Origin of the sequence: Streptococcus oricebi (genome assembly GCF_017883985.1) — a bacterium.
In the GTDB taxonomy this organism is placed as follows: domain Bacteria; phylum Bacillota; class Bacilli; order Lactobacillales; family Streptococcaceae; genus Streptococcus; species Streptococcus oricebi.
Genome location: NZ_PRDG01000006.1, coordinates 147,997 through 168,078, shown reverse-complemented (window position 1 = coordinate 168,078; position 20,082 = coordinate 147,997). Strand labels below are relative to the sequence as shown.

Here is a 20,082-nt window from a genome sequence, read left to right as displayed (position 1 = left end):
GCACATTGGTTCGTCTTGTTCAGTTTTCAATGGTCCTTGTCCCCTTGAGACAACTATATCAGTATATCACCTACTTAGTGCCTTGTCAATACTTTTTAACTCCTTTTTTTACTTTTTTTGAAATTATTAAGAAAAGAGCAGAATTTGCCAAATCAACCTCAATCGGGTTTCTGGGCAAACTCAGGACTCTTTACTTATTTTTCAAAAAATAGAGAAGTGAAAAACGAACTTATAGCTAAAAATTAACCTGTCTTCCAAAATAAAAACGAACGAGCTTTTTTAGAAAATATTTTTTAAAAAATTTGGAAGGCAAAAGAAAATTTGATAATAATCACCACTCCTTTAGACTGGTAAGATAAACCTCTTCTCCTTTTCCTCTTGCCTGCAAGCCTTCCTCTGCTAGACTCAAAAGTTCTTTTGAAAAGTTAGCAATAGCGATCCTTGCCTGGAAGTCTAATTCTTTTTGTGAAAAATAGCGACGCAGTTGCTTGTAATTCCGACCGTATTGTTCAAAGAAAGGAGCTTGCTTGAGGTAGCTTTTAAACTTATCTAGGTTGACTAACAAGCCTAAATGAAAGGCTGCCGGTGCAAAGCTTGACTTAAGCGGTTGGGTACAGACACTGCGAAATTCAACGGTGCCACGAGTCGTCAAGTCTTGATACTGGTAACTCCGATGTTGCTGGAAGTCCTTTTCCACAGGTTTGATCTGGGCTTGTTTACCATCAATGTCATAGGCCAAAATAGCCTCTTGTTGGAGATAGTCTTTGGCCTGAATCGGACGGAAGTAATAGGTCTTGCCCTCTCTTTCGGCAGTAAATATGGCTGAGTGATTTAAATAATCAAAGAAAGAATTTTCGTCCTTAAAATCAGCCGCATTCACTCCAACATTTTCTGGGTAAATCCCATGCATGGACTCTTCCCAAAAAAGATCCCGTGAGATTTTGGTGGGCCAATTTTGTCCCCAAAATTCTGAATTAGCAAATAAGTAGGCCTTGGCCGCCTCGATTTGATTGAAGGCATTGATAACTTCGAGGTAGTTGCTACGAGAGACATCTAGTTGGACTTGACTACCGCAGATAAAGGCTCCATACTCAGGATAGGTGTGGAGTTCTTGCTCGTTATCAGCCAACTTTAAATACTGCATCAACATCTGATAGCGGGGGGCTTTTACCGGCTGATTATCATTCTTGTCCCAGTAGGGATGGACTCCATAACCTTGGAGGGCGTGATTGGCTGGTTGCAGAATGGCCTGGATTTCTTTTAAATAATTGTTAAAACGCTCCTCTACCTCTTGTATCCTTCGAGCTCGCCCAAAGGCAAATTCTAGCGTATTATAGGATACTTCAAAGAGGATTCGATCTTGGCTTTGAGGACAATAGAGCTGAATCGGATTCCCATCTAAGTCCTCTTGCTCCACTTGCATCTTCAAAAGAGGGGCAAGCCTTTCTAAGAGGCTCTTTGCTAAGGACAAATCAGTGGCTTGGCCGGCCAAGTTGACGATTGGAAATTCTAACTCAATCCCAACATAAAGGTCAGGCTGGGGCTTGAGATTTTCTAGATAGCGTTCTTTTAAGAGCTGCAATGAGCGTGACATAGACTTCCTCCGATGAGACTTTTGTCTATTATAACAGATTTGCCAGTCTTTGAAAAACAAAATTTGAAGGTCTGTACAATTTTCCCCCAAATTTAGAGCAAACGGAAGAAGCAAGGGGGAGAGTTTTGGTATTCAATTAAATCAATCTCTCAGCCAGCCGCCTAGTGCAGCGAACCACCCAAAAAACGCCTGCTTACGAAATTGTTTTTAAAAAAAGCAATTTCGTAAACAAGCGTCTACGCTTATCAGATGATGAGTGTTACCGCTAGGAAAACCTAGCGGTAGACCAGAGCTAGACTAAGAATAAAGACTATTCCATCATCATAACACTCAACAAAATTGATAAAAATTATACTAATTCGATGATTGCCATTGGCGCAGCATCTCCACGACGTGGTTCGGTTTTCAGGATACGAGTATATCCACCATTGCGCTCTGCATAACGAGGTGCCAAGTCAGAGAACAATTTTTGAAGTGCAGTTGTTGCTGTGTACTTTTCAGTTGCTTCATCGTAGTTTTCTGATGCAATTTCATTGCGGACAAAAGCAGCTGCTTGACGGCGTGCATGCAAGTCGCCACGTTTACCTAAAGTAATCATTTTTTCAACTGTTTTACGGATTTCTTTTGCACGAGCTTCAGTTGTTACGATAGACTCGTTGATGATTAGATCAGTTGTCAAATCGCGAAGCATTGCTTTACGTTGTGAGCTAGTGCGTCCTAGTTTACGGTAAGCCATGTATTCCTCCTTTATTTATCGTTTTTTAACCCAAGACCGAGATCAGCAAGTTTAACCTTAACTTCTTCCAAACTCTTACGACCTAGGTTACGAACTTTCATCATTTCAGGCTCAGATTTCTCAGTCAGATCAAAGACAGTATTGATTCCTGCACGTTTCAAACAGTTGTATGAACGAACAGAGAGATCCAACTCTTCGATAGTTCGATCCAATACTTGATCATCAGAACTCTTATCAGCTTCCTTCATCACATCAGCAGCCTTGGCTACCTCGGTCAGATTGGTAAAGAGATCCAAATGTTCGGTAAGAATACGAGCAGAGAGACCTAGTGCGTCTTCTGGAATGATTGTTCCATTAGTCATGATTTCAAGGGTTAGTTTATCAAAACCATCATTGCTACCAACGCGAGCTGGTTCAACTTGGTAATTAACTTTTGTCACTGGCGTATAGATCGAATCTACCGCAAGTGTTCCCACTGGCGCATCTTCTCTTTTATTTTCATCAGCTGGTACATAACCACGACCGCTCCGAACAGTCATCTTCGCTTTGAGGCTAGCACCTTCTCCAATAGTAAAGAGATAGTGGTCAGGGTTTACAATTTCAATATCACTGTCTGTCAAGATGTCCCCAGCAGTTACTTCTGCAGGACCTTCGACATCGAGCTCAATCATCTTTTCGTCTTGGACGTAAGATTTTACAGCAATGCCTTTGACGTTGAGAATAATCTGCATAACGTCTTCACGGACACCTGGAATTGTATCAAATTCGTGGAGAACACCTTCAATATTGATGGATGTTACCGCAGCTCCTGGCAAGGAGGCCAATAGAACCCGACGAAGAGAATTTCCCAAAGTTGTGCCATAGCCACGTTCAAGCGGCTCTACCACAAACATGCCGTAATCTTTATTTTCATCAATTTTTGTTATATTTGGTTTTTCAAACTCAATCATTTATATACTCCCTCTGAAACGAAAAGCAGTGTAATAGGTAGATGATTTATACACGGCGACGTTTTGGAGGACGAGCACCATTGTGTGGCACTGGAGTCACATCACGAATTGCTGTTACCTCAAGACCAGCGGCAGCAAGAGCACGAATAGCTGACTCACGACCAGAACCTGGACCTTTAACAGTAACTTCAACTGATTTCAGACCGTGTTCTTGTGCAGATTTAGCAGCTGCTTCTGAAGCCATTTGGGCAGCGAATGGTGTAGATTTACGAGAACCTTTAAAACCAAGAGCACCAGCAGATGACCAAGCAATCGCGTTACCGTGCACATCAGTAATCATAACAATAGTGTTATTAAATGTTGCGTGAATGTGTGCAATACCAGATTCGATATTTTTCTTCACACGACGTTTACGTGTTGGTTTAGCCAAGACTTTTACCTCCTTATATTATTTTTTCTTACCTGCAATCGCAACAGCCTTACCTTTACGAGTGCGAGCATTATTTTTGGTGTTTTGTCCACGAACAGGAAGTCCACGACGGTGACGGATTCCACGGTATGAACCGATTTCCATCAGACGCTTGATGTTCAAGTTCACTTCACGACGAAGGTCACCTTCCACCTTGATGGCATCTACTTCACGACGAATAGCGTCTTCTTGATCGGATGTCAAATCTTTGACACGAACATCTTCTGAAATTCCTGCAGCAGCTAGGATTTTCTTGGCAGTTGGAAGACCGATACCGTATACATAAGTAAGTGAAACGACTACACGTTTGTCATTTGGAATATCAACTCCAGCAATACGAGCCATGTTTTCTCCTTTCTAATTAACCTTGACGTTGTTTGTGTTTTGGATTTGCTGGGCAAATCACCATAACACGACCATTACGACGAATAACTTTGCAGTATTCGCAAATTGGTTTGACCGATGGTCTTACTTTCATTTCTTAATTCCTCCAAGTTTTTCCATTATTTAAAGCGGTAAGTGATCCGTCCACGAGTCAAATCATATGGACTCATTTCGACAGTAACACGATCTCCCGCTAAAATACGAATATAGTTTTTACGAATTTTACCAGAAACTGTTGCTAAAATCTGATGTCCATTTTCAAGCTCAACCGTAAACATTGCGTTTGGCATGGTGTCAACTACCTTGCCTTCAACTTCAATCACATCATCTTTTGCCACGCAAAAGTACCTCCCTAAATTTTGATTTATCGCCTCTGAGCACAGAGGTAACAATTATAAGTCAGACTATTTCATTCTACCACTAGTTGTCAAATTTTGCAAGCAGGAAAAACGCTTTTATTTTAAATTTGTCAAGACAGTCTGGATAGCCGCAAAGACATCCTTAATATCTTGATTGCCTTCGATATCATGCACCAAACCTTGGGCGCGATAATGTTCGATAATGGGCTGGCCTTGGGCGATATTAACATCTAAACGGCGTTTCACGGTTTCTGGCTTGTCGTCTTCCCGCTGGTAGTAGTCTGCTTCATTATAATCACCTGCTGGTGGATTAAAGACCTTATGGAAGGTTTCACCTGTTTCTTTATGAATAATCCGACCACTTAGCCGCTCCAAAAGGCAGGCTGGATCCACTTGAATATTGATGACTCCATCTAAGCTCAAGCCTAGTTCCTTCAAGGTTTCATCCAAAGCGTGGGCTTGCTCAATGGTCCGAGGGTAGCCGTCTAAAAGGAAACCAGCTTCTCTAATATCTGCTTGAGCCAAACGCTCCTTAACGATACCGTTGGTTACTTGGTCAGGAACCAATTCACCCTTGTCGATATAAGACTTGGCTAGCTGGCCCATTTCGGTCTGGTTGGCCATGGCCGCTCGGAACATATCTCCAGTTGAGATATGAGCTACTTGAAAGTTTTCAACGATTTTGGCAGCCTGTGTTCCTTTACCTGCACCAGGTAAACCCATAATTAAAAGATTCATGATTCTTCTCCTTTTTGTTTTTCCATAAACCTATTAAACCGGTTAATAAACTTATCCAAAAACAAAATAGAGAGGTCGGGACAAAAGTCCTAACCTCTAAATCGTAGCAGAAGGGCCAAGTCCAGAGCCAGGGGCTCTTTGGACGGCCTCTCCCAACGATTCTATTCTGTTGTTGTATCCATAAAGCCGGTATATTTTCTTTTCAGTAAATATCCTTCCAATTGCTTCATTCCTTCAATACCGGTCGCAATAATAATCAAGAGACTGGTACCACCGAGAGCCACAGCATCGGACAAGCCGAACATATCCTTGGCTATGATTGGTAAAATAGAGATGAAACCGAGGAAGAGCGAACCTACGGTCGCTAAACGGCGGAGGAGTTTGGACATATAGTCTTCTGTCCCCTTACCTGGACGAACTCCTGGGATATAGGCCCCACTCTTCTGCAAGTTTTCAGCAGTCTTCTCTGGATTGATCTGTACAAAGGTATAGAAGAAGGTAAAGAGAATGATGAGGAGGGCATACATGGCAATCCCCGTTGGGGTTGTCGTAGCCATGAGATCCTGAGCCACCTTGACCCACGGGGCATTGTTGCCCATGGCACTGAGGAATTGTAGGATGGCTGCCGGAGCTGTCGTAATCGAACTAGCAAAGATAACCGGGATAACTCCTGCTGGGTTGACCTTCAAAGGAAGGTATGAGCTAGAAGGAGCACCTTGGGCAATCTTGGTATACTGGATTGGAATTTTGTATTCCGCTTGTTGGACAAAAGTTGTGAAGTAGATAATGATTAAGACCGCTACAATCAAAATGCCAACAAAGATGAGGGACGAGGTAAATCGTTCCTTTGGAATATTGACAAAATAGTCAACATAAATTCCTTTAATCATATCTGGGATAGAAGCCACGATACCTGCAAAGATAATCATGGAGACTCCATTTCCGTATCCCTTATCGGTAATCTGATCTCCCAGCCAGGTTACAATCATGGAACCGGTCGTGAGGATAGCCCCGATTAAGAGATAGGTCTTCCAGTTGGGTGTTGCCACCAGTTTTGCACTGGAGAGGGTGTTAAAACCAGCCGTAATTGCGACGGACTGGGCAAAAGCCAAGACCAGGGAAATGTAACGGGTTGCTTGGTTTAACTTGCGGCGACCTACTTCACCTTGCTTACCCCATTCAACAAACTTAGGAAAGATATCCATTTGCAGAAGCTGAACGACAATGGAAGCTGTGATGTAGGGGCTGACCCCCAGGGCAAAGACCGAAAAGTTTCGCATGGCATTTCCCGAAACCAGACTGAGCATGTTCAGGAAAGAAAGTCCACTAAGAGCTTCTAAACTCTTAGCATTGACCCCAGGTACGGTAATGGTTGTACCAATACGGAAAACTAAAATGATAAAAATCGTAAATAAAATTTTAGACCGTACTTGCTTAATTTTTAGGGCATCTTTTAATAATTTAAAAAACATTTAGCCACCTCGCTTAGATGACTTCCACTGAACCACCTTTAGCAGTGATAGCTTCTTCAGCTGATTTAGAGAATTTCGCTGCCTTAACAGTCAGTTTCTTAGTCAATTCTCCGTTACCAAGGATTTTCACACCTGATTTTTCAGCTTTTACAATACCTGCTTCGATAAGTACAGCTGGAGTTACTTCTGCACCGTCTTCAAAGACGTTCAATTGGTCAAGGTTTACAATCGCATATTCCTTGCGGTTTACATTCAAGAAACCACGTTTTGGCATACGACGGAAGAGTGGAGTTTGTCCACCTTCAAAACCAAGGCGAACTCCGCCACCGCTACGAGCTTTTTGACCTTTTTGACCACGACCAGATGTCTTACCGTTACCAGATGAAGTACCACGACCAACACGGTTACGAACTTTACGAGAACCTTGAGCAGGTTTCAATTCATGAAGTTTCATTATTTATTTTCTCCTTTTGATAAATGCTAGCGCCCATGCTGGGAAAAAGGTGTCCCCAGCATCAACTCGCCTTATATATTTAGTTTTAGGGGCTGAGAATTTTTCTCATCCCCTAATGTATTTTCAATCAAGTTTGATAAACTTTTGTTTATTTAACTTCTTCGACAGTTACTAAGTGAGAGACCGCCTTGACCATTCCACGAATAGCGGCATTGTCTTCCTTAACAACTGAGCTGTTTAACTTGCCAAGACCAAGTGCTACCACAGTTTTACGTTGTGACGGGATGCGTCCGATTGGAGACTTAGTCAAAGTAATTTTAATTTGAGCCATGATATCTCCTTTCTTATGCCAAATCTGATACTGAGATGCCACGAAGGGCAGCAACTTCTTCAGCACGTTTAAGCTGTTTCAAACCTTCAACAGTTGCGCGAACGATGTTGATTGGAGTGTTAGAACCGAGTGACTTAGATGTAATATCTGCCACACCAGCCAATTCGATGACGGCACGAACAGCACCACCAGCTGCAACTCCAGCACCCTCTACGGCTGGTTTCAACAAGACACGAGCGCCACCAAATTCTGATGTTACTTCATGCGGGATAGTTGTTCCAACCATTGGCACATCAATCAGATTTTTCTTAGCGTCTTCGACTGCCTTACGAATTGCTTCTGGTACTTCTTGAGCTTTACCTGTACCGAAACCAACACGACCATTACGATCACCAACAACTACAAGAGCTGCAAAACGTAGACGACGTCCACCCTTAACAACCTTAGTAACCCGGTTAATCGCAACTACACGTTCTTCAAGTTCAACTGCATTGTCTTTAAATGCCATTTTTTAGTGTCCTCCCTCTTAGAATTTCAATCCGTTTTCACGAGCTGCATCAGCCAAAGCTTTTACACGTCCGTGATATAGATATCCACCGCGGTCAAACACCACTTCAGAAATACCTTTAGCAACTGCACGTTCAGCAACAAGTTTGCCGACAACAACGGCTTGTTCAGTTTTTGTTCCCTTAGAAACTTCTTTATCAAGAGTTGAAGCGCTTGCGAGCGTTACACCCGCTACGTCATCAATCACTTGAGCGTAGATGCCTGTATTAGAACGGAAAACGTTCAAACGTGGGCGATCAGCAGTTCCAGAGAGTTTTCCGCGAACGCGTTTGTGGCGTTTTTGGCGGACTTTGTTTTTATCTGGTTTCGAAATCACAATTTTCACCTCTTAAATATTGATTACATGCTTATTTAAGCATAGTGGAAACATTTTGACGGCCTGGATAATCCAGTCAGCAAAATTATTTACCTGTTTTACCTTCTTTACGACGAACGTATTCGCCAACGTAGCGGATCCCTTTACCTTTATATGGTTCTGGAGCGCGAAGGCTACGTACATAAGCAGCAGTTTGACCAACTACTTCTTTTGAAATTCCGCTCACTACGATTGTAGTTGGGTTTGGCAATTCAAAAGTAATTCCTTCAGGAGCTTCTACTTCATCTGGATGAGATTTACCAACTGAAAGTACAAGTTTCTTACCTTGAAGTTGAGCACGGTAACCGACCCCACGCATTTCAAGTTCTTTCTTGAAACCTTCTGATACACCAACAACCATGTTGTTGAGAAGGGCACGAGTTGTTCCGTGGATTGTTTTCATTTCTTTTGAGTCGTTTGGACGGTGAAGGGTTACTTCTGTACCGTCGATACGGATTTCAATATCTTTTGAGAACTCACGAGTCAGTTCTCCTTTAGGTCCTTTTACAGTAACCACATTGTCCTTGTTGCTGATTTCAACACCAGCAGGCAAGACGATTACCTTATTACCAATACGTGACATGTTTATTTTTCTCCTGTTAGATTGTCAGGCTCTAAAGCCAGTTTTCACGGGGATATAGTAGGAAAATTGCCTCCGGCAATATTCTTACCATACATACGCAATAACTTCTCCACCAACATTCTTTTGGCGTGCTTCCTTGTCAGTCAGCAAACCTTCAGATGTTGAGATGATTGCAATTCCAAGTCCGTTCAAGACTTTTGGAAGGTCGTCGCGTTTCTTGTAGATACGAAGACCTGGGGTAGAAACACGCTTCAAGCCAGTGATAACTTTTTCACCATTTTGTCCGTATTTCAAGAATACACGAATGATACCTTGTTTGTCATCTTCGATGTACTCGACATTCTTTACAAAACCTTCGCGTTTAAGGATTTCAGCAATCCCTTTTTTAAGGTTGGATGCAGGTGCTTCAAGCACTTCGTGGTTTGCTTGGTTAGCATTACGAATACGTGTCAAAAAGTCTGCAATTGGGTCAGTCATAACCATTTTTATTTTCTCCTCTTACTAGTAGTTTGAATCTTCACTTGCTAGTTAATCATGATACAAAGGACGTGAAAAGCAAAGTAAAAATAGGAAAATCGGCAATGGCTCGACCGAGCCTAGGCGATTGTCTCTTTTTTACACGGCTTTTAGTCCGTGTTCAAATCATCTGAATGATTTTGTATCCTGAACATATTATTGGATATCGGATTTTTTACGCTCTTTGCGTCAGATCTTACCAAGATGCTTTGGTAACGCCAGGAATTTGTCCTTTATATGCCAATTCACGGAAGCAAACACGGCAAAGTTTAAACTTGCGGTAAACTGAGTGCGGACGACCACACTTTTCGCAACGAGTGTAAGCTTGCGTAGAGAACTTAGCTGGACGCTTGTTCTTAGCAATCATTGATTTTTTAGCCATTAGATTTACCTCCTATTTTATTTTGCAAAAGGCATTCCAAGGCCTGTAAGCAATGCGCGTGACTCTTCGTCAGTGTTAGCAGTTGTAACGATAACAATGTCAAGACCGCGAGTCTTGTCAACGTCGTCAAAGTTGATTTCTGGGAAAATCAATTGTTCTTTCACACCAAGTGTGTAGTTTCCGCGTCCATCAAATGATTTTGTTGGAACACCATGGAAGTCACGAACACGTGGGAGTGATACTGAAACCAATTTGTCCAAGAACTCATACATACGTTCACCACGAAGGGTTACTTTAGCTCCGATCGCTACACCTTCACGAAGACGGAAGCCGGCGATTGATTTCTTAGCCTTAGTAATCAATGGTTTTTGACCTGAGATAAGGGCAAGCTCTTCAGCTGCTTTTTCAAGATTTTTAGCATTTGAAACAGCGTCACCAACACCCATGTTCAAAACGATTTTATCTACTTTTGGCACAGCCATAACAGATGAATAGTTGAACTTCTCAGCCAAGGCAGGAACTACTTCATTCAGATATTTTTCTTTTAAACGATTAGCCATTATACTTCTCCTTTCCTTCGTGATTAATCAAGCACTTCGCCTGATTTTTTATTATAACGAACCTTCTTGCCGTCTACAAACTTGTAGCCAACTCGACCTGCAACTCCATTTTTATCAAGCACTTGTACGTTTGATACATGGATAGGTGCTTCTTTTTCCACGATAGCACCTTGAGGGTTTTCGTTATTTGGTTTTTGGTGTTTCTTGACGATGTTTACGCCTTCAACAACAACTTTGTTTACTTTTGGAAGTGCGGTAAGGACCTTAGCTTCAACACCCTTGTCTTTACCAGCAATCACACGAACTGTGTCGCCTTTTTTTACAAACATTGGTTTCTCCTTTGATTTCTTACGCCCATAAGGGCACCCTGAAAGCTTCTTTCAGGGGACTGTTGTTTGTTTAATCGACCGAGCTCTTTAAAGGTAAAGAGACGGCCAATGATTATTAAAGTACTTCTGGTGCCAATGACACGATCTTCATGAAGTTTCCTTCACGCAATTCACGAGCAACTGGGCCAAAGATACGAGTTCCGCGAGGAGTCTTGTCGTCACGGATGATAACAGCAGCGTTCTCATCGAACTTGATGTATGAACCATCTTTACGACGAGCACCTGATTTAGTACGTACGATAACCGCCTTTACAACGTCACCTTTTTTAACCGCACCACCAGGAGTAGCTTGTTTTACAGATGCAACAATGACATCACCGATGTTGGCGAACTTACGTCCTGAACCACCAAGAACTTTAATGGTCAAGATTTCGCGAGCACCACTGTTGTCAGCAACTTTCAAACGAGTTTCTGTTTGAATCATTTAAGTTTTCTCCTTTCTGGCTTGATTAGATGATAACCGCTTCTTCAACAACTTCTACTAGACGGAAGCGCTTAGTAGCTGAAAGCGGACGAGTTTCCATGATCCGAACGATATCGCCTTCTTTAGCGGTATTGTTTTCATCATGTGCTTTGTACTTTTTAGAGTAGTTAATACGCTTACCATAGACTGGGTGGTTACGCTTAGTTTCAACTACAACTGTGATTGTTTTATCCATCTTGTCAGAAACGACACGTCCAACAAGGGTCTTACGTTGATTACGTTCCATTTTTAAAAATGCTCCTTTCCCAATCTATTATTTAGCTTCAGATTGCACGGTTTTAATCCGGGCAATTTGTTTTTTCACTTCTTTCAAGCGAGCGGTCTCTTCTAATTGACCAGTAGCTGCTTGGAAACGAAGATCAAACAATTCTTTTTTCAATTCATTTTCGCGCTTCGCAAGTTCTTCTTGAGAAAGACCACGAAGTTCTTTAACAAATGCTTGGATTTCTTTAAGTTTCATGTCCTCTCCTTATTCTGCTTCACGTTTCACGAATTTGCACTTAACTGGCAATTTGTGGCTAGCCAAACGAAGGGCTTCGCGAGCGATTTCTTCAGATACGCCAGCAACTTCAAACATGACTTTACCACGTTTAACTGGTGCTACCCAACCTTCAGGTGCCCCTTTACCAGATCCCATCCGCACACCGATAGCTTTAGCGGTGTATGATTTGTGTGGGAAGATTTTAATCCAAACCTTACCACCACGCTTCATGTAACGAGTCATAGCGATACGAGCAGCTTCGATTTGGCGGTTAGTAATCCAGTGGCTGGTAGTTGCTTGAAGACCGTATTCTCCAAATGCTACTTCCTTACCACCTTTAGCTTCACCACGCATTTTTCCGCGGAATTCGCGACGGTGTTTAACACGTTTAGGTACTAACATTGGTTATTTACCTCCTTTAGTGTTTTTACGAGCTGGAAGAACTTCTCCGCGGTAAATCCAAACTTTAACACCTAGTTTACCGTAGGTAGTGTCTGCTTCTTCCCAAGCGTAATCGATGTCTGCACGAAGGGTGTGAAGCGGAACAGTTCCTTCAGAGTATCCTTCGCTCCGGGCAATATCTGCACCGTTCAAACGACCTGATACTTGAGTTTTGATTCCCTTAGCTCCTGCACGCATAGTCCGTTGGATCGCTTGCTTTTGAGCACGACGGAAAGCCACACGTTGCTCTAATTGACGAGCAATTCCTTCACCGACAAGGTGAGCATCCAAATCTGGTGATTTGATTTCGATGATGTTGATGTGGACTTGTTTTCCAGTCAATTTGTTTAATTTTGCACGAAGTGCATCAACATTAGCTCCACCTTTACCGATAACCATACCTGGTTTTGCAGTGTGAAGGCTAACATTTACTTTGTTTACTGCACGCTCAATTTCGATAGTTGAAATCGCTGCGTCAGCCAATTCTTTTTGAATGAATTTACGGATTGCAAGATCTTCATGAAGGTAATCCGCGTATTCTTTTTCAGCATACCATTTGGCATCCCAGTCACGGATGATACCGACACGCATACCTATTGGATGTACTTTTTGACCCACGATTTTACCTCCTTATTTTTCTTCCACAACCACAGTAATGTGGGATGTGCGTTTGTTGATTGGTGAAGCTGAACCTTTAGCGCGTGGACGGAAACGTTTCATCGTTGGTCCTTCATTTGCGTAAGCTTCAGATACTACCAAGTTAGCTTTTTCCAAACCAAAGTTGTTTTCAGCATTAGCGATTGCAGAGTTCAACACTTTTTCGATAATGCCAGCAGCCTTGTTTGGAGTGAATTTCAAGATTGCGATTGCGTCAGCAACGTTTTTACCACGAATATTGTCCAAGACTAGACGAGATTTACGAGGTGAAACGCGCACTGTACGAGCCATTGCTTTAGCTGAAGTAATTTCTGCCATGTTTTTCTCCTCTCTTATCTACGTGTCTTCTTATCGTCAGCTGCGTGACCTTTATAAGTACGTGTTGGTGCAAATTCACCAAGCTTGTGACCTACCATGTCTTCTTGGATGTAAACAGGTACATGCTTACGTCCATCATAAACTGCGATTGTATATCCGATAAAACTTGGGAAGATAGTTGATCTACGTGACCAAGTTTTGATGACTTTTTTCTTTTCGTCGTTAGCTTGAGCTTCAACTTTTTTCATCAAATGCTCATCGACGAAAGGTCCTTTTTTAAGACTGCGTCCCATTTTTTATTTTTCTCCTTTAAAGATGTACCACAGCGGCTTACCTGCTCAAGCGACTTGAGCAAGGTTACCGAGCTGGCGGAAGTTATTGTTTAGATTATTTCTCGTTACGACGACGAACAATAAGTTTGTTAGACTTCGCTTTTTTGTTACGAGTTTTAAGACCAAGTGCAGGTTTGCCCCACGGAGTTGATGGTGCCTTACGACCAACAGGAGCCTTACCTTCACCACCACCGTGTGGGTGATCATTAGGGTTCATTACAGAACCACGAACGGTTGGGCGAATACCTTTCCAACGGCTACGTCCTGCTTTACCAAGGTTAACCAGTCCATGTTGTTCGTTTCCAACAACACCAACGGTTGCGCGGCAAGTTCCAAGAATCATGCGAACTTCACCTGATTGCAAGCGAACAAGAGTGTATTTACCTTCTTGTCCCAATACTTGGGCAGAAGCACCTGCAGCACGGACTAATTCTCCACCGCGACCTGGTTTCAACTCGATGTTGTGAATCAGGGTACCAACTGGGATGTTGGCAAGTGGAAGAGCATTTCCGACCTTGATATCTGCTTCTGGTCCTGAAACGATGCGTTGACCAACTTCAAGTCCTTTAGGAGCAATGATGTAAGCCTTAACCCCGTCAGTATAGTGAACAAGAGCGATATTTGCTGAACGGTTTGGATCGTACTCGATGGTTTGAACAACTGCTTCAACAGCGTCTTTGTTACGCTTGAAGTCAATCAAACGGTAGTGACGCTTGTGGCCGCCACCTTGGTGACGAACAGTGATGCGACCGTTGTTGTTACGACCAGCTTTGCTCTTAAGTGAAACGAGCAAGCTCTTTTCTGGAGTGCTGGTTGTGATTTCAGCAAAATCCAAAGAAGTCATATTACGTCGACCATTTGTAGTTGGTTTATAAACTTTAATTCCCACGTTATTTCCTCCTTAGATTATTCTTCTTCAGCTTCAGTAGCACCAAACAACTCGATTGCCTTAGAATCGTCTGCCAAGGTGATGATAGCTTTTTTAGTTTTGTTGGTAAAACCAGTATAACGACCAACGCGTTTTGCTTTTGGTTTTACGTTGATTGTGTTGACATTAGCCACCTTAACTCCTTCAAAAGCAGCTTCAACAGCTTGCTTGATCAAAAGCTTATGTGCGCGAGTGTCCACTTCAAATACGTATTTACCTTCTTCATAGAGGGCCATAGAACCTTCTGTGATGATTGGCTTTTTGATTACGTCATACAAATTCATTATGCAAGAACCTCCTCGATTGTAGAGATAGCTTCTTTAGTAACAAGAAGTTTGTCGCTGTTTGCGATATCAAGAACACTTGCAGTTGCTGCAGTTGCAACCTTAACATTTGGAAGGTTACGAGCTGAAAGTGCAGCAAATTCATTTCCTTCTTCGAGAATGACAAGTACTTTTGAATCAATGCTAAGTGCTGCAAGCACTTTTGCGAACTCAGCAGTTTTTGGAGCTGTAAATGAAAGGCTTTCTACAGCTACGAATTTGTTGTCAGCAACTTTTTCAGAGTAAACTGATTTAAGTGCTAGTCTACGAACCTTTTGTGGAAGTTTGTAGCCGTATGAACGAGGAGTTGGGCCGAATACGACACCACCACCACGCCATTGTGGAGAGCGGATAGAACCTTGACGAGCACGTCCAGTTCCTTTTTGACGCCATGGTTTGCGTCCACCACCTGATACTGCTGAACGGTTTTTGACAGCGTGGGTACCTTGACGAAGGCTTGCACGTTGGCTGACGATAACGTCAAAAACAACCGCTTCATTTGGCTCGATACCAAAGACAGCATCGTTGAGCGCTAGTTCACCAGCTTCTTTACCAGTTTGGTCAAATAATTTTACGTTTGCCATTGTGACTGTTTTCCCCTTTCTTTATTATTTACCAGCTTTAACTGCTGATTTGATAGTGATAAGAGATTTCTTAGCACCAGGTACGTTTCCTTTGATTAAGATAACGTTTTTCTCTGGAACAACTTGTGCGATTTCAAGATTTTGAATAGTTACGCGGTTGCCACCCATACGTCCAGCCAAGTGTTTGTTTTTGAAAACACGGTTAGGCGCAACTGGTCCCATTGAACCAGGACGACGGTGGTAACGAGAACCGTGAGCCATTGGTCCACGTGATTGGCCATGGCGTTTGATAACACCTTGGAAACCTTTACCTTTAGATGTTCCTGTTACATCAACAACATCGCCAGCTTCGAATGTTTCCACTGTGATTTCTGAACCAACTTCCAAGCCTTCAATGTTTTTGAATTCACGAATGAAGCGCTTAGGAGCCGTATTAGCTTTTGCTACGTGACCTTTTGCAGGTTTGTTACTCAATACTTGACGAAGATCGTCAAATCCAACTTGAACAGCGTTGTAACCATCTGTTTCAACTGTTTTCACTTGAAGGACAACGTTTGGAGTTGCTTCGATAACAGTTACAGGAATTAGTTCGCCAGATTCAGTGAAGATTTGAGTCATTCCCACTTTTTTCCCTAAGATTCCTTTTGTCATGAGAAAATGTTTCCTTTTCTATTTTTTTATTCAAAAAGTTTTTAACGAGCGTTTTTTATGCTCCTAGATGAAATTAAAGTTTAATTTCTACGTTTACACCACTTGGAAGATCCAATTTCATCAAAGCATCAACTGTTTTTTGAGTTGGGTTGATGATGTCGATCAAGCGTTTGTGGGTACGCATTTCAAATTGTTCGCGAGAGTCTTTATATTTGTGAGTCGCACGAATGATTGTGTAGAGGCTACGTTCAGTTGGAAGGGGGATTGGACCCGCAACTTCTGCCCCTGTACGAGTAGCAGTATCTACGATTTTTGCAGCCGCTGTGTCAAGTGTACGGTGTTCGTATGCTTTCAAACGGATACGGATTTTTTTGTTTGCCATCTTTTTCTCCTTTTCGTCTATTTAAGATAATAGGCTAGCTCCACAAGAAAACCGAGACGCTTTTGCGTGGCAATGCAACCGAGCGTGTCGCAACCTCTTGCATCAAAGCTAAAGACTGTTTTTCACAGCACCATAGTATGATACCACACGCGCGGCAACATTGCAAGGGATTTTATCAACTTTTTAAAAGTTTTTCTCTGAAAATGCTTTCCCTGGAAAGCTGCTGATTTTTTAGAGAAAAATAACCTAATTTTTAGTAAACATTTATGGAAGAAAAAAGGGCGACAGTAGTCACCCTTAAAAAGAAATTCTTTCAACTTCTATACCTTTTAAAAATTCCTCTTAGAAGAATTGTAGCCGTAGCGCTCAAGGAAGTCCTCGCGGAATTCCAAGAGGTTGTCATCGAGAATGGCCTGACGCACCTTCTTCATTAAATTGACAAGGAAATAGAGGTTGTGATAGCTGGTCAGGCGGATACCGAAGGTTTCGTCAGCCTTGAGTAGGTGGCGAATGTAGGCCCGGCTGTAATTCTTACAAGTGTAGCAATCACAATCGTGGTCAAGGGCTGTAAAGTCTTCGGCGTATTGGGCATTTTTAATGACTAGACGACCCCTACTTGTCATACAGGTCCCATTTCGGGCAATTCTGGTTGGTAAGACGCAGTCAAACATATCAACACCTCGAATAACTGCATCAATCAAGCTATCGGGCGCTCCCACTCCCATGAGGTAGCGGGGCTTATTTTCTGGTAAGAGCGGAGTGGTAAAGTCCAGCACCGCATTCATCTCCTCATGGGTTTCACCGACAGCTAGGCCACCGATAGAGTAGCCAGGAAAGTCCATGCTAACCAAGTCCTGCGCAGACTGGCGGCGCAGGTCTTCAAAACCAGCCCCCTGGACAATCCCAAAGAGGCCTTGGTCCTGGGGACGACGGTGGGCTTTGAGCCCCCGTTCTGCCCAGCGACTGGTCCGTTCAATTGATTTTTTAACATAGTCATAGGGCTGATAAAATTGGGGGCATTCATCAAAGGACATCATAATGTCCGAGCCCAGATTGTTTTGAATGGAGATGGCTTTTTCTGGTGACAAAAACATTTTGGAGCCATTGAGGTGATTTTTGAAAGTGACCCCTTCTTCGGTGATGTTGCGGCTGTCCGCCAAGGAATAAACCTGAAAACCACCGCTATCGGTCAAAATAGCTTGATCCCAGTTCATAAACTTGTGCAGACCACCTGCCCGCGCAATCAACTCGTCTCCCGGCCGCAGCCAGAGATGATAGGTGTTGGATAGGATAATACCCGAGCCCATCTCCTTTAACTCCTCTGGCGACTGGGTCTTAACGGTAGCCTGGGTGCCGACCGGCATAAACATAGGGGTAGGGAAGGTCCCATGAGGGGTGATAATTTCTCCCAGACGGGCACCGGTGTGTTTTTCTTTTTTTATCAAGCGATATTGAATCGGTGATTCTGACATTTCTTAACCTCCAAAACTAGGAAAGACAGTCCTAGTTTGATAACGTCTTATTCTATCAAAAAAAGCGGTCCCTGTCATTAGTTTTATGATATAATATTTTCTATTGGAGGTGGCTATGAATCTAACCGAACTTCGCAATCATGCCCGATTGACTATGCGGCAAATCGAGGGATTCTTTCCCCTATTTCTTCCGCCTATTTTTATCAATTTTCTACACTTAATGCTGGCTCCAAGGGCCGCTACAGTAGAGGAAAATGCCCGACTGACTTGGGAGCAATTTTTACATCAGGAGCTTAATCGCCAAGCCTTTCCCCTTGTCTTAAGCTTTATTACCTCTATCTTTTTGATTTCAGCCAGTTTTGCCCTGCTGGATGTCATCCACAAAAAGAAAGAGAAGGTTGGGATTAGAGACGCCTTTTCAGGCTTTAGCAACGACAAACTCAGATACATCTTTCCAGCACTTATAATGAAAGAACTGGCCCTTATCTTATGGAATGGGCTGATTTGGTGGGGAAGTCTCTTGGCAGCCTTTTCCAGCTACAAGATTAGTTTGGTCTCCCAAAAACTGGGTATCGGTCAAACCAGCAGCGGCCTTCCCAAGGAACTAATGGAGGTCATCTCTGCTTATGGCCCCAACCTCTTTTTAGGTCTAGTCTTGCTAGCGCTTGGCCTAGCCCTACTCTTACCCCAACAGTATGCCTATTCCCAGCTCATCTATCTGGTCTATGACAAATCAAATGAAGCCAACTACCCAGGGAGTTGGCAGCTGCTGCGAGAAAGCCGGCAGTTGATGAGAGGCTACAAGGGCAAACGTTTTGTGCTGGATTTAACCTTTATTCCCTGGCAAATCCTAGCCTTTCTGACCATGGGGCTGGCTAATTTTATAGTTTACCCCTATATTGCCTTGAGCCAAATCTTCTTTTATCAGCAGTTAAAAATAGCTAAAAGCTTCGAAAACAAATAGGAAGGGCCACTGATGGAAGAAGGTAAAAAAAGGCTGGGACAGGGGACTTCAACCTCGAAGATAAGTTGAGAACTAGGCCTTTGTTTTTTGTCTACAAATTGAGCTGGCTCCTAGGAGCTGGGACTGTAAGGATTGCTTTTAGGAAGTGCTTTGTTCCACCTCTTTTTGGCTGTAAATTTAACCCTGCCTAGGAGTCTAGACAGGGTTCTTCTATTATAAGTCTATTGGTCCTTGCTAGGGAAGCCAACCAACTACCATTCGATGGGGTCCTCTTCTGGTCTGATTTGGTTAATGCTGGAGAAAAAATTATTTTTGGTGACGGTCAAGTAGGTCATACCGAAGTCTTCCTCCAACATTTCCATCAGTTGTAGGCAAGATTTGGCCGCCTCAATACCCCCTGCATCCTTTTGGCAGAGGGAAATAATGGCCGTGTAACATTTTAAATAAAGATATTCATAGGTAAAGGTGATGTATTTGGACTTCTTAAACTCCTCTGTCAAGAGTTGGATAAAATAGTTGGCGTCCTCGTAGGCTGCTAGAGTATGGAAATATTTAAGGGCATGAAAGATGCAATAAATAAAGACCCTGGCATCATAGGCCACCCTATCCGAATGATCCAACAGGATTTGAAAGGCCTGTTTGGTCCGAAAACGAACCATGTCAATAGAGCACTGGGGCAAGACAAAAGGGTAAATCGTCCATTCTAAATCGCCCCAGGTGTCAATCCGAGCCAGGTAGGTCTTGAGTTGATCAATTTCTTGCTCCAGAGAGGCTCCCTGCTTGGTTAAATTTTGCAGATGAATCTTGGTTAGACAAGCAAATAAATTTTTCAAGAAAGGGTTGTCTGAATAGCTAAGGCCTGCTGACTTTTTAGCAATTTGCGACATCTTATAAAAATCTTCGGTACTATAAATATTATTGATGTCCTCGCGCATTTCTCCCAGGAGACGATTGACGCTTTCTCCTTCAAAGTAATTGAGAAAATCATCCCAGCTAGCTCCGATACGAACCAGGAGCCGACCGAAATTTTCTAGCGTAATTCCCGATTGATTTCTTTCAAACTTACTGAGAAACTGGGGACTGATAATGTCACCAGCTGCTTCCTTGAGATTAAATCCCCTATCTTGGCGTAACTTTCTAAAAGCTGCACCATAAGTTGTCAATGAATTCGACATCCTAAAAACCTCCATTAAAAAAATTACTTTTCCATTATAAAATTTTAATGA

The 20,082-nt window shown here is 42.7% G+C and carries 34 protein-coding genes; 2 read left to right on the top strand and 32 right to left on the bottom strand.

Annotated elements, in window-relative coordinates; genetic code table 11:
- Positions 1-212, top strand: a 212-nt coding sequence (locus tag C4K46_RS09975) for a hypothetical protein (protein ID WP_209629068.1), incomplete at its 5' end; no start/stop codon positions are given.
- A 119-nt stretch (positions 213-331) separates the two neighbouring features.
- Here the strand turns inward: C4K46_RS09975 and C4K46_RS09970 are convergent.
- The 31 genes from C4K46_RS09970 to tgt form a co-directional block, all read right to left on the bottom strand.
- Positions 332-1,594, bottom strand: coding sequence for a glutamate-cysteine ligase family protein (locus tag C4K46_RS09970; protein ID WP_209629066.1), 1,263 nt, complete (start codon positions 1,592-1,594; stop codon positions 332-334).
- Positions 1,595-1,943: 349 nt separating this feature from the next.
- On the bottom strand, positions 1,944-2,330 hold the full coding sequence (gene rplQ / locus C4K46_RS09965; RefSeq protein ID WP_209629064.1) for a 50S ribosomal protein L17: 387 nt from the start codon (positions 2,328-2,330) through the stop codon (positions 1,944-1,946).
- An 11-nt stretch (positions 2,331-2,341) separates the two neighbouring features.
- Positions 2,342-3,280, bottom strand: a complete 939-nt coding sequence (locus tag C4K46_RS09960) for a DNA-directed RNA polymerase subunit alpha (RefSeq protein WP_209629062.1) — start codon at positions 3,278-3,280, stop codon at positions 2,342-2,344.
- Positions 3,281-3,326: 46 nt separating this feature from the next.
- The gene (gene rpsK / locus C4K46_RS09955; protein WP_001118385.1) at positions 3,327-3,710 is read right to left on the bottom strand and encodes a 30S ribosomal protein S11; all 384 of its coding nucleotides are present in this window, start codon (positions 3,708-3,710) and stop codon (positions 3,327-3,329) included.
- Between the two features lie 18 nt (positions 3,711-3,728).
- Positions 3,729-4,094 carry a 30S ribosomal protein S13 gene (gene rpsM, locus C4K46_RS09950; protein WP_209629060.1) on the bottom strand — a complete coding sequence of 122 codons (366 nt, stop codon included), beginning with the start codon at positions 4,092-4,094 and terminating at the stop codon, positions 3,729-3,731.
- A 16-nt stretch (positions 4,095-4,110) separates the two neighbouring features.
- Positions 4,111-4,227 carry a 50S ribosomal protein L36 gene (rpmJ, locus tag C4K46_RS09945; protein ID WP_001808836.1) on the bottom strand — a complete coding sequence of 39 codons (117 nt, stop codon included), beginning with the start codon at positions 4,225-4,227 and terminating at the stop codon, positions 4,111-4,113.
- A gap of 25 nt (positions 4,228-4,252) precedes the next feature.
- Positions 4,253-4,471, bottom strand: coding sequence for a translation initiation factor IF-1 (gene infA / locus C4K46_RS09940; RefSeq protein WP_001029883.1), 219 nt, complete (start codon positions 4,469-4,471; stop codon positions 4,253-4,255).
- Between the two features lie 117 nt (positions 4,472-4,588).
- Positions 4,589-5,230, bottom strand: coding sequence for an adenylate kinase (locus C4K46_RS09935; protein ID WP_209629058.1), 642 nt, complete (start codon positions 5,228-5,230; stop codon positions 4,589-4,591).
- 161 nt (positions 5,231-5,391) lie between these two features.
- A complete protein-coding gene (secY, locus tag C4K46_RS09930; protein ID WP_209629056.1) occupies positions 5,392-6,702 on the bottom strand; it encodes a preprotein translocase subunit SecY in 1,311 nt (436 codons plus the stop codon).
- A 13-nt stretch (positions 6,703-6,715) separates the two neighbouring features.
- Complete coding sequence (gene rplO, locus C4K46_RS09925) at positions 6,716-7,156, bottom strand: 50S ribosomal protein L15 (RefSeq protein ID WP_209629054.1); 441 nt, start codon at positions 7,154-7,156, stop codon at positions 6,716-6,718.
- Positions 7,157-7,304: 148 nt separating this feature from the next.
- Positions 7,305-7,487: a 50S ribosomal protein L30 gene (rpmD, locus tag C4K46_RS09920; protein ID WP_209629052.1), complete on the bottom strand. Its 183-nt coding sequence runs from the start codon at positions 7,485-7,487 to the stop codon at positions 7,305-7,307.
- Between the two features lie 13 nt (positions 7,488-7,500).
- The gene (gene rpsE / locus C4K46_RS09915; RefSeq protein WP_209629050.1) at positions 7,501-7,995 is read right to left on the bottom strand and encodes a 30S ribosomal protein S5; all 495 of its coding nucleotides are present in this window, start codon (positions 7,993-7,995) and stop codon (positions 7,501-7,503) included.
- A gap of 18 nt (positions 7,996-8,013) precedes the next feature.
- Entirely contained in the window at positions 8,014-8,370 is a 357-nt protein-coding gene (gene rplR, locus C4K46_RS09910; RefSeq protein ID WP_209629048.1) for a 50S ribosomal protein L18, read from the bottom strand.
- An 85-nt stretch (positions 8,371-8,455) separates the two neighbouring features.
- Entirely contained in the window at positions 8,456-8,992 is a 537-nt protein-coding gene (gene rplF, locus C4K46_RS09905; RefSeq protein WP_209629047.1) for a 50S ribosomal protein L6, read from the bottom strand.
- Positions 8,993-9,076: 84 nt separating this feature from the next.
- A complete protein-coding gene (gene rpsH / locus C4K46_RS09900; RefSeq protein WP_209629045.1) occupies positions 9,077-9,475 on the bottom strand; it encodes a 30S ribosomal protein S8 in 399 nt (132 codons plus the stop codon).
- Positions 9,476-9,704: 229 nt separating this feature from the next.
- Positions 9,705-9,890, bottom strand: coding sequence for a type Z 30S ribosomal protein S14 (locus C4K46_RS09895; RefSeq protein WP_001085697.1), 186 nt, complete (start codon positions 9,888-9,890; stop codon positions 9,705-9,707).
- Positions 9,891-9,907: 17 nt separating this feature from the next.
- Complete coding sequence (rplE, locus tag C4K46_RS09890) at positions 9,908-10,450, bottom strand: 50S ribosomal protein L5 (RefSeq protein WP_209629043.1); 543 nt, start codon at positions 10,448-10,450, stop codon at positions 9,908-9,910.
- A 23-nt stretch (positions 10,451-10,473) separates the two neighbouring features.
- On the bottom strand, positions 10,474-10,779 hold the full coding sequence (gene rplX / locus C4K46_RS09885; protein WP_209629041.1) for a 50S ribosomal protein L24: 306 nt from the start codon (positions 10,777-10,779) through the stop codon (positions 10,474-10,476).
- Positions 10,780-10,894: 115 nt separating this feature from the next.
- Positions 10,895-11,263 (bottom strand): 50S ribosomal protein L14, encoded by a 369-nt coding sequence (gene rplN / locus C4K46_RS09880; protein ID WP_209629039.1) that lies wholly within the window; start codon positions 11,261-11,263, stop codon positions 10,895-10,897.
- Between the two features lie 25 nt (positions 11,264-11,288).
- Entirely contained in the window at positions 11,289-11,549 is a 261-nt protein-coding gene (gene rpsQ, locus C4K46_RS09875) for a 30S ribosomal protein S17 (protein WP_018371352.1), read from the bottom strand.
- A gap of 27 nt (positions 11,550-11,576) precedes the next feature.
- On the bottom strand, positions 11,577-11,783 hold the full coding sequence (gene rpmC, locus C4K46_RS09870) for a 50S ribosomal protein L29 (RefSeq protein WP_209629037.1): 207 nt from the start codon (positions 11,781-11,783) through the stop codon (positions 11,577-11,579).
- Between the two features lie 9 nt (positions 11,784-11,792).
- Positions 11,793-12,206 carry a 50S ribosomal protein L16 gene (gene rplP / locus C4K46_RS09865; RefSeq protein ID WP_000960948.1) on the bottom strand — a complete coding sequence of 138 codons (414 nt, stop codon included), beginning with the start codon at positions 12,204-12,206 and terminating at the stop codon, positions 11,793-11,795.
- Between the two features lie 3 nt (positions 12,207-12,209).
- On the bottom strand, positions 12,210-12,863 hold the full coding sequence (rpsC, locus tag C4K46_RS09860) for a 30S ribosomal protein S3 (protein WP_209629035.1): 654 nt from the start codon (positions 12,861-12,863) through the stop codon (positions 12,210-12,212).
- A 12-nt stretch (positions 12,864-12,875) separates the two neighbouring features.
- Positions 12,876-13,220 (bottom strand): 50S ribosomal protein L22, encoded by a 345-nt coding sequence (rplV, locus tag C4K46_RS09855; RefSeq protein ID WP_209629033.1) that lies wholly within the window; start codon positions 13,218-13,220, stop codon positions 12,876-12,878.
- Between the two features lie 14 nt (positions 13,221-13,234).
- Complete coding sequence (gene rpsS, locus C4K46_RS09850) at positions 13,235-13,513, bottom strand: 30S ribosomal protein S19 (protein ID WP_000533765.1); 279 nt, start codon at positions 13,511-13,513, stop codon at positions 13,235-13,237.
- A gap of 94 nt (positions 13,514-13,607) precedes the next feature.
- Positions 13,608-14,441 carry a 50S ribosomal protein L2 gene (gene rplB, locus C4K46_RS09845; RefSeq protein WP_209629031.1) on the bottom strand — a complete coding sequence of 278 codons (834 nt, stop codon included), beginning with the start codon at positions 14,439-14,441 and terminating at the stop codon, positions 13,608-13,610.
- A gap of 17 nt (positions 14,442-14,458) precedes the next feature.
- A complete protein-coding gene (locus C4K46_RS09840) occupies positions 14,459-14,764 on the bottom strand; it encodes a 50S ribosomal protein L23 (protein WP_209629029.1) in 306 nt (101 codons plus the stop codon).
- Positions 14,764-15,387, bottom strand: coding sequence for a 50S ribosomal protein L4 (gene rplD, locus C4K46_RS09835; RefSeq protein ID WP_209629027.1), 624 nt, complete (start codon positions 15,385-15,387; stop codon positions 14,764-14,766). The genes C4K46_RS09840 and rplD overlap by 1 nt, the downstream gene beginning before the upstream one ends.
- 24 nt (positions 15,388-15,411) lie before the next feature.
- Positions 15,412-16,038: a 50S ribosomal protein L3 gene (gene rplC, locus C4K46_RS09830; protein WP_209629026.1), complete on the bottom strand. Its 627-nt coding sequence runs from the start codon at positions 16,036-16,038 to the stop codon at positions 15,412-15,414.
- 73 nt (positions 16,039-16,111) lie between these two features.
- A complete protein-coding gene (rpsJ, locus tag C4K46_RS09825) occupies positions 16,112-16,420 on the bottom strand; it encodes a 30S ribosomal protein S10 (RefSeq protein WP_209629024.1) in 309 nt (102 codons plus the stop codon).
- Positions 16,421-16,749: 329 nt separating this feature from the next.
- Positions 16,750-17,892, bottom strand: coding sequence for a tRNA guanosine(34) transglycosylase Tgt (tgt, locus tag C4K46_RS09820; RefSeq protein WP_209629022.1), 1,143 nt, complete (start codon positions 17,890-17,892; stop codon positions 16,750-16,752).
- 115 nt (positions 17,893-18,007) lie between these two features.
- On the opposite strand from tgt, the gene C4K46_RS09815 reads away from it, so the two are divergent.
- The gene (locus C4K46_RS09815) at positions 18,008-18,856 is read left to right on the top strand and encodes a DUF975 family protein (RefSeq protein ID WP_209629020.1); all 849 of its coding nucleotides are present in this window, start codon (positions 18,008-18,010) and stop codon (positions 18,854-18,856) included.
- A gap of 251 nt (positions 18,857-19,107) precedes the next feature.
- On the opposite strand, the gene C4K46_RS09810 is transcribed toward C4K46_RS09815, so the two are convergent.
- A complete protein-coding gene (locus C4K46_RS09810) occupies positions 19,108-20,031 on the bottom strand; it encodes a helix-turn-helix domain-containing protein (protein WP_209629019.1) in 924 nt (307 codons plus the stop codon).
- Between the last annotated feature and the right edge of the window lie 51 nt (positions 20,032-20,082).

Bases quoted from the DNA above. Each gene is read 5' to 3' on its own strand.
- C4K46_RS09970 (WP_209629066.1), bottom strand. From the start codon at position 1,594: ATGTCACGCTCATTGCAGCTCTTAAAAGAACGCTATCTAGAAAATCTC.
- rplQ (WP_209629064.1), bottom strand. From the start codon at position 2,330: ATGGCTTACCGTAAACTAGGACGCACTAGCTCACAACGTAAAGCAATG.
- C4K46_RS09960 (WP_209629062.1), bottom strand. From the start codon at position 3,280: ATGATTGAGTTTGAAAAACCAAATATAACAAAAATTGATGAAAATAAA.
- rpsM (WP_209629060.1), bottom strand. From the start codon at position 4,094: ATGGCTCGTATTGCTGGAGTTGATATTCCAAATGACAAACGTGTAGTC.
- rpmJ (WP_001808836.1), bottom strand. From the start codon at position 4,227: ATGAAAGTAAGACCATCGGTCAAACCAATTTGCGAATACTGCAAAGTT.
- C4K46_RS09935 (WP_209629058.1), bottom strand. From the start codon at position 5,230: ATGAATCTTTTAATTATGGGTTTACCTGGTGCAGGTAAAGGAACACAG.
- secY (WP_209629056.1), bottom strand. From the start codon at position 6,702: ATGTTTTTTAAATTATTAAAAGATGCCCTAAAAATTAAGCAAGTACGG.
- rplO (WP_209629054.1), bottom strand. From the start codon at position 7,156: ATGAAACTTCATGAATTGAAACCTGCTCAAGGTTCTCGTAAAGTTCGT.
- rpmD (WP_209629052.1), bottom strand. From the start codon at position 7,487: ATGGCTCAAATTAAAATTACTTTGACTAAGTCTCCAATCGGACGCATC.
- rpsE (WP_209629050.1), bottom strand. From the start codon at position 7,995: ATGGCATTTAAAGACAATGCAGTTGAACTTGAAGAACGTGTAGTTGCG.
- rplF (WP_209629047.1), bottom strand. From the start codon at position 8,992: ATGTCACGTATTGGTAATAAGGTAATCGTCTTGCCTGCTGGTGTTGAA.
- rpsH (WP_209629045.1), bottom strand. From the start codon at position 9,475: ATGGTTATGACTGACCCAATTGCAGACTTTTTGACACGTATTCGTAAT.
- C4K46_RS09895 (WP_001085697.1), bottom strand. From the start codon at position 9,890: ATGGCTAAAAAATCAATGATTGCTAAGAACAAGCGTCCAGCTAAGTTC.
- rplE (WP_209629043.1), bottom strand. From the start codon at position 10,450: ATGGCTAATCGTTTAAAAGAAAAATATCTGAATGAAGTAGTTCCTGCC.
- rplX (WP_209629041.1), bottom strand. From the start codon at position 10,779: ATGTTTGTAAAAAAAGGCGACACAGTTCGTGTGATTGCTGGTAAAGAC.
- rplN (WP_209629039.1), bottom strand. From the start codon at position 11,263: ATGATTCAAACAGAAACTCGTTTGAAAGTTGCTGACAACAGTGGTGCT.
- rpsQ (WP_018371352.1), bottom strand. From the start codon at position 11,549: ATGGAACGTAATCAACGTAAGACCCTTGTTGGACGTGTCGTTTCTGAC.
- rpmC (WP_209629037.1), bottom strand. From the start codon at position 11,783: ATGAAACTTAAAGAAATCCAAGCATTTGTTAAAGAACTTCGTGGTCTT.
- rplP (WP_000960948.1), bottom strand. From the start codon at position 12,206: ATGTTAGTACCTAAACGTGTTAAACACCGTCGCGAATTCCGCGGAAAA.
- rplV (WP_209629033.1), bottom strand. From the start codon at position 13,220: ATGGCAGAAATTACTTCAGCTAAAGCAATGGCTCGTACAGTGCGCGTT.
- rpsS (WP_000533765.1), bottom strand. From the start codon at position 13,513: ATGGGACGCAGTCTTAAAAAAGGACCTTTCGTCGATGAGCATTTGATG.
- C4K46_RS09840 (WP_209629029.1), bottom strand. From the start codon at position 14,764: ATGAATTTGTATGACGTAATCAAAAAGCCAATCATCACAGAAGGTTCT.
- rplD (WP_209629027.1), bottom strand. From the start codon at position 15,387: ATGGCAAACGTAAAATTATTTGACCAAACTGGTAAAGAAGCTGGTGAA.
- rplC (WP_209629026.1), bottom strand. From the start codon at position 16,038: ATGACAAAAGGAATCTTAGGGAAAAAAGTGGGAATGACTCAAATCTTC.
- rpsJ (WP_209629024.1), bottom strand. From the start codon at position 16,420: ATGGCAAACAAAAAAATCCGTATCCGTTTGAAAGCATACGAACACCGT.
- tgt (WP_209629022.1), bottom strand. From the start codon at position 17,892: ATGTCAGAATCACCGATTCAATATCGCTTGATAAAAAAAGAAAAACAC.
- C4K46_RS09815 (WP_209629020.1), top strand. From the start codon at position 18,008: ATGAATCTAACCGAACTTCGCAATCATGCCCGATTGACTATGCGGCAA.
- C4K46_RS09810 (WP_209629019.1), bottom strand. From the start codon at position 20,031: ATGTCGAATTCATTGACAACTTATGGTGCAGCTTTTAGAAAGTTACGC.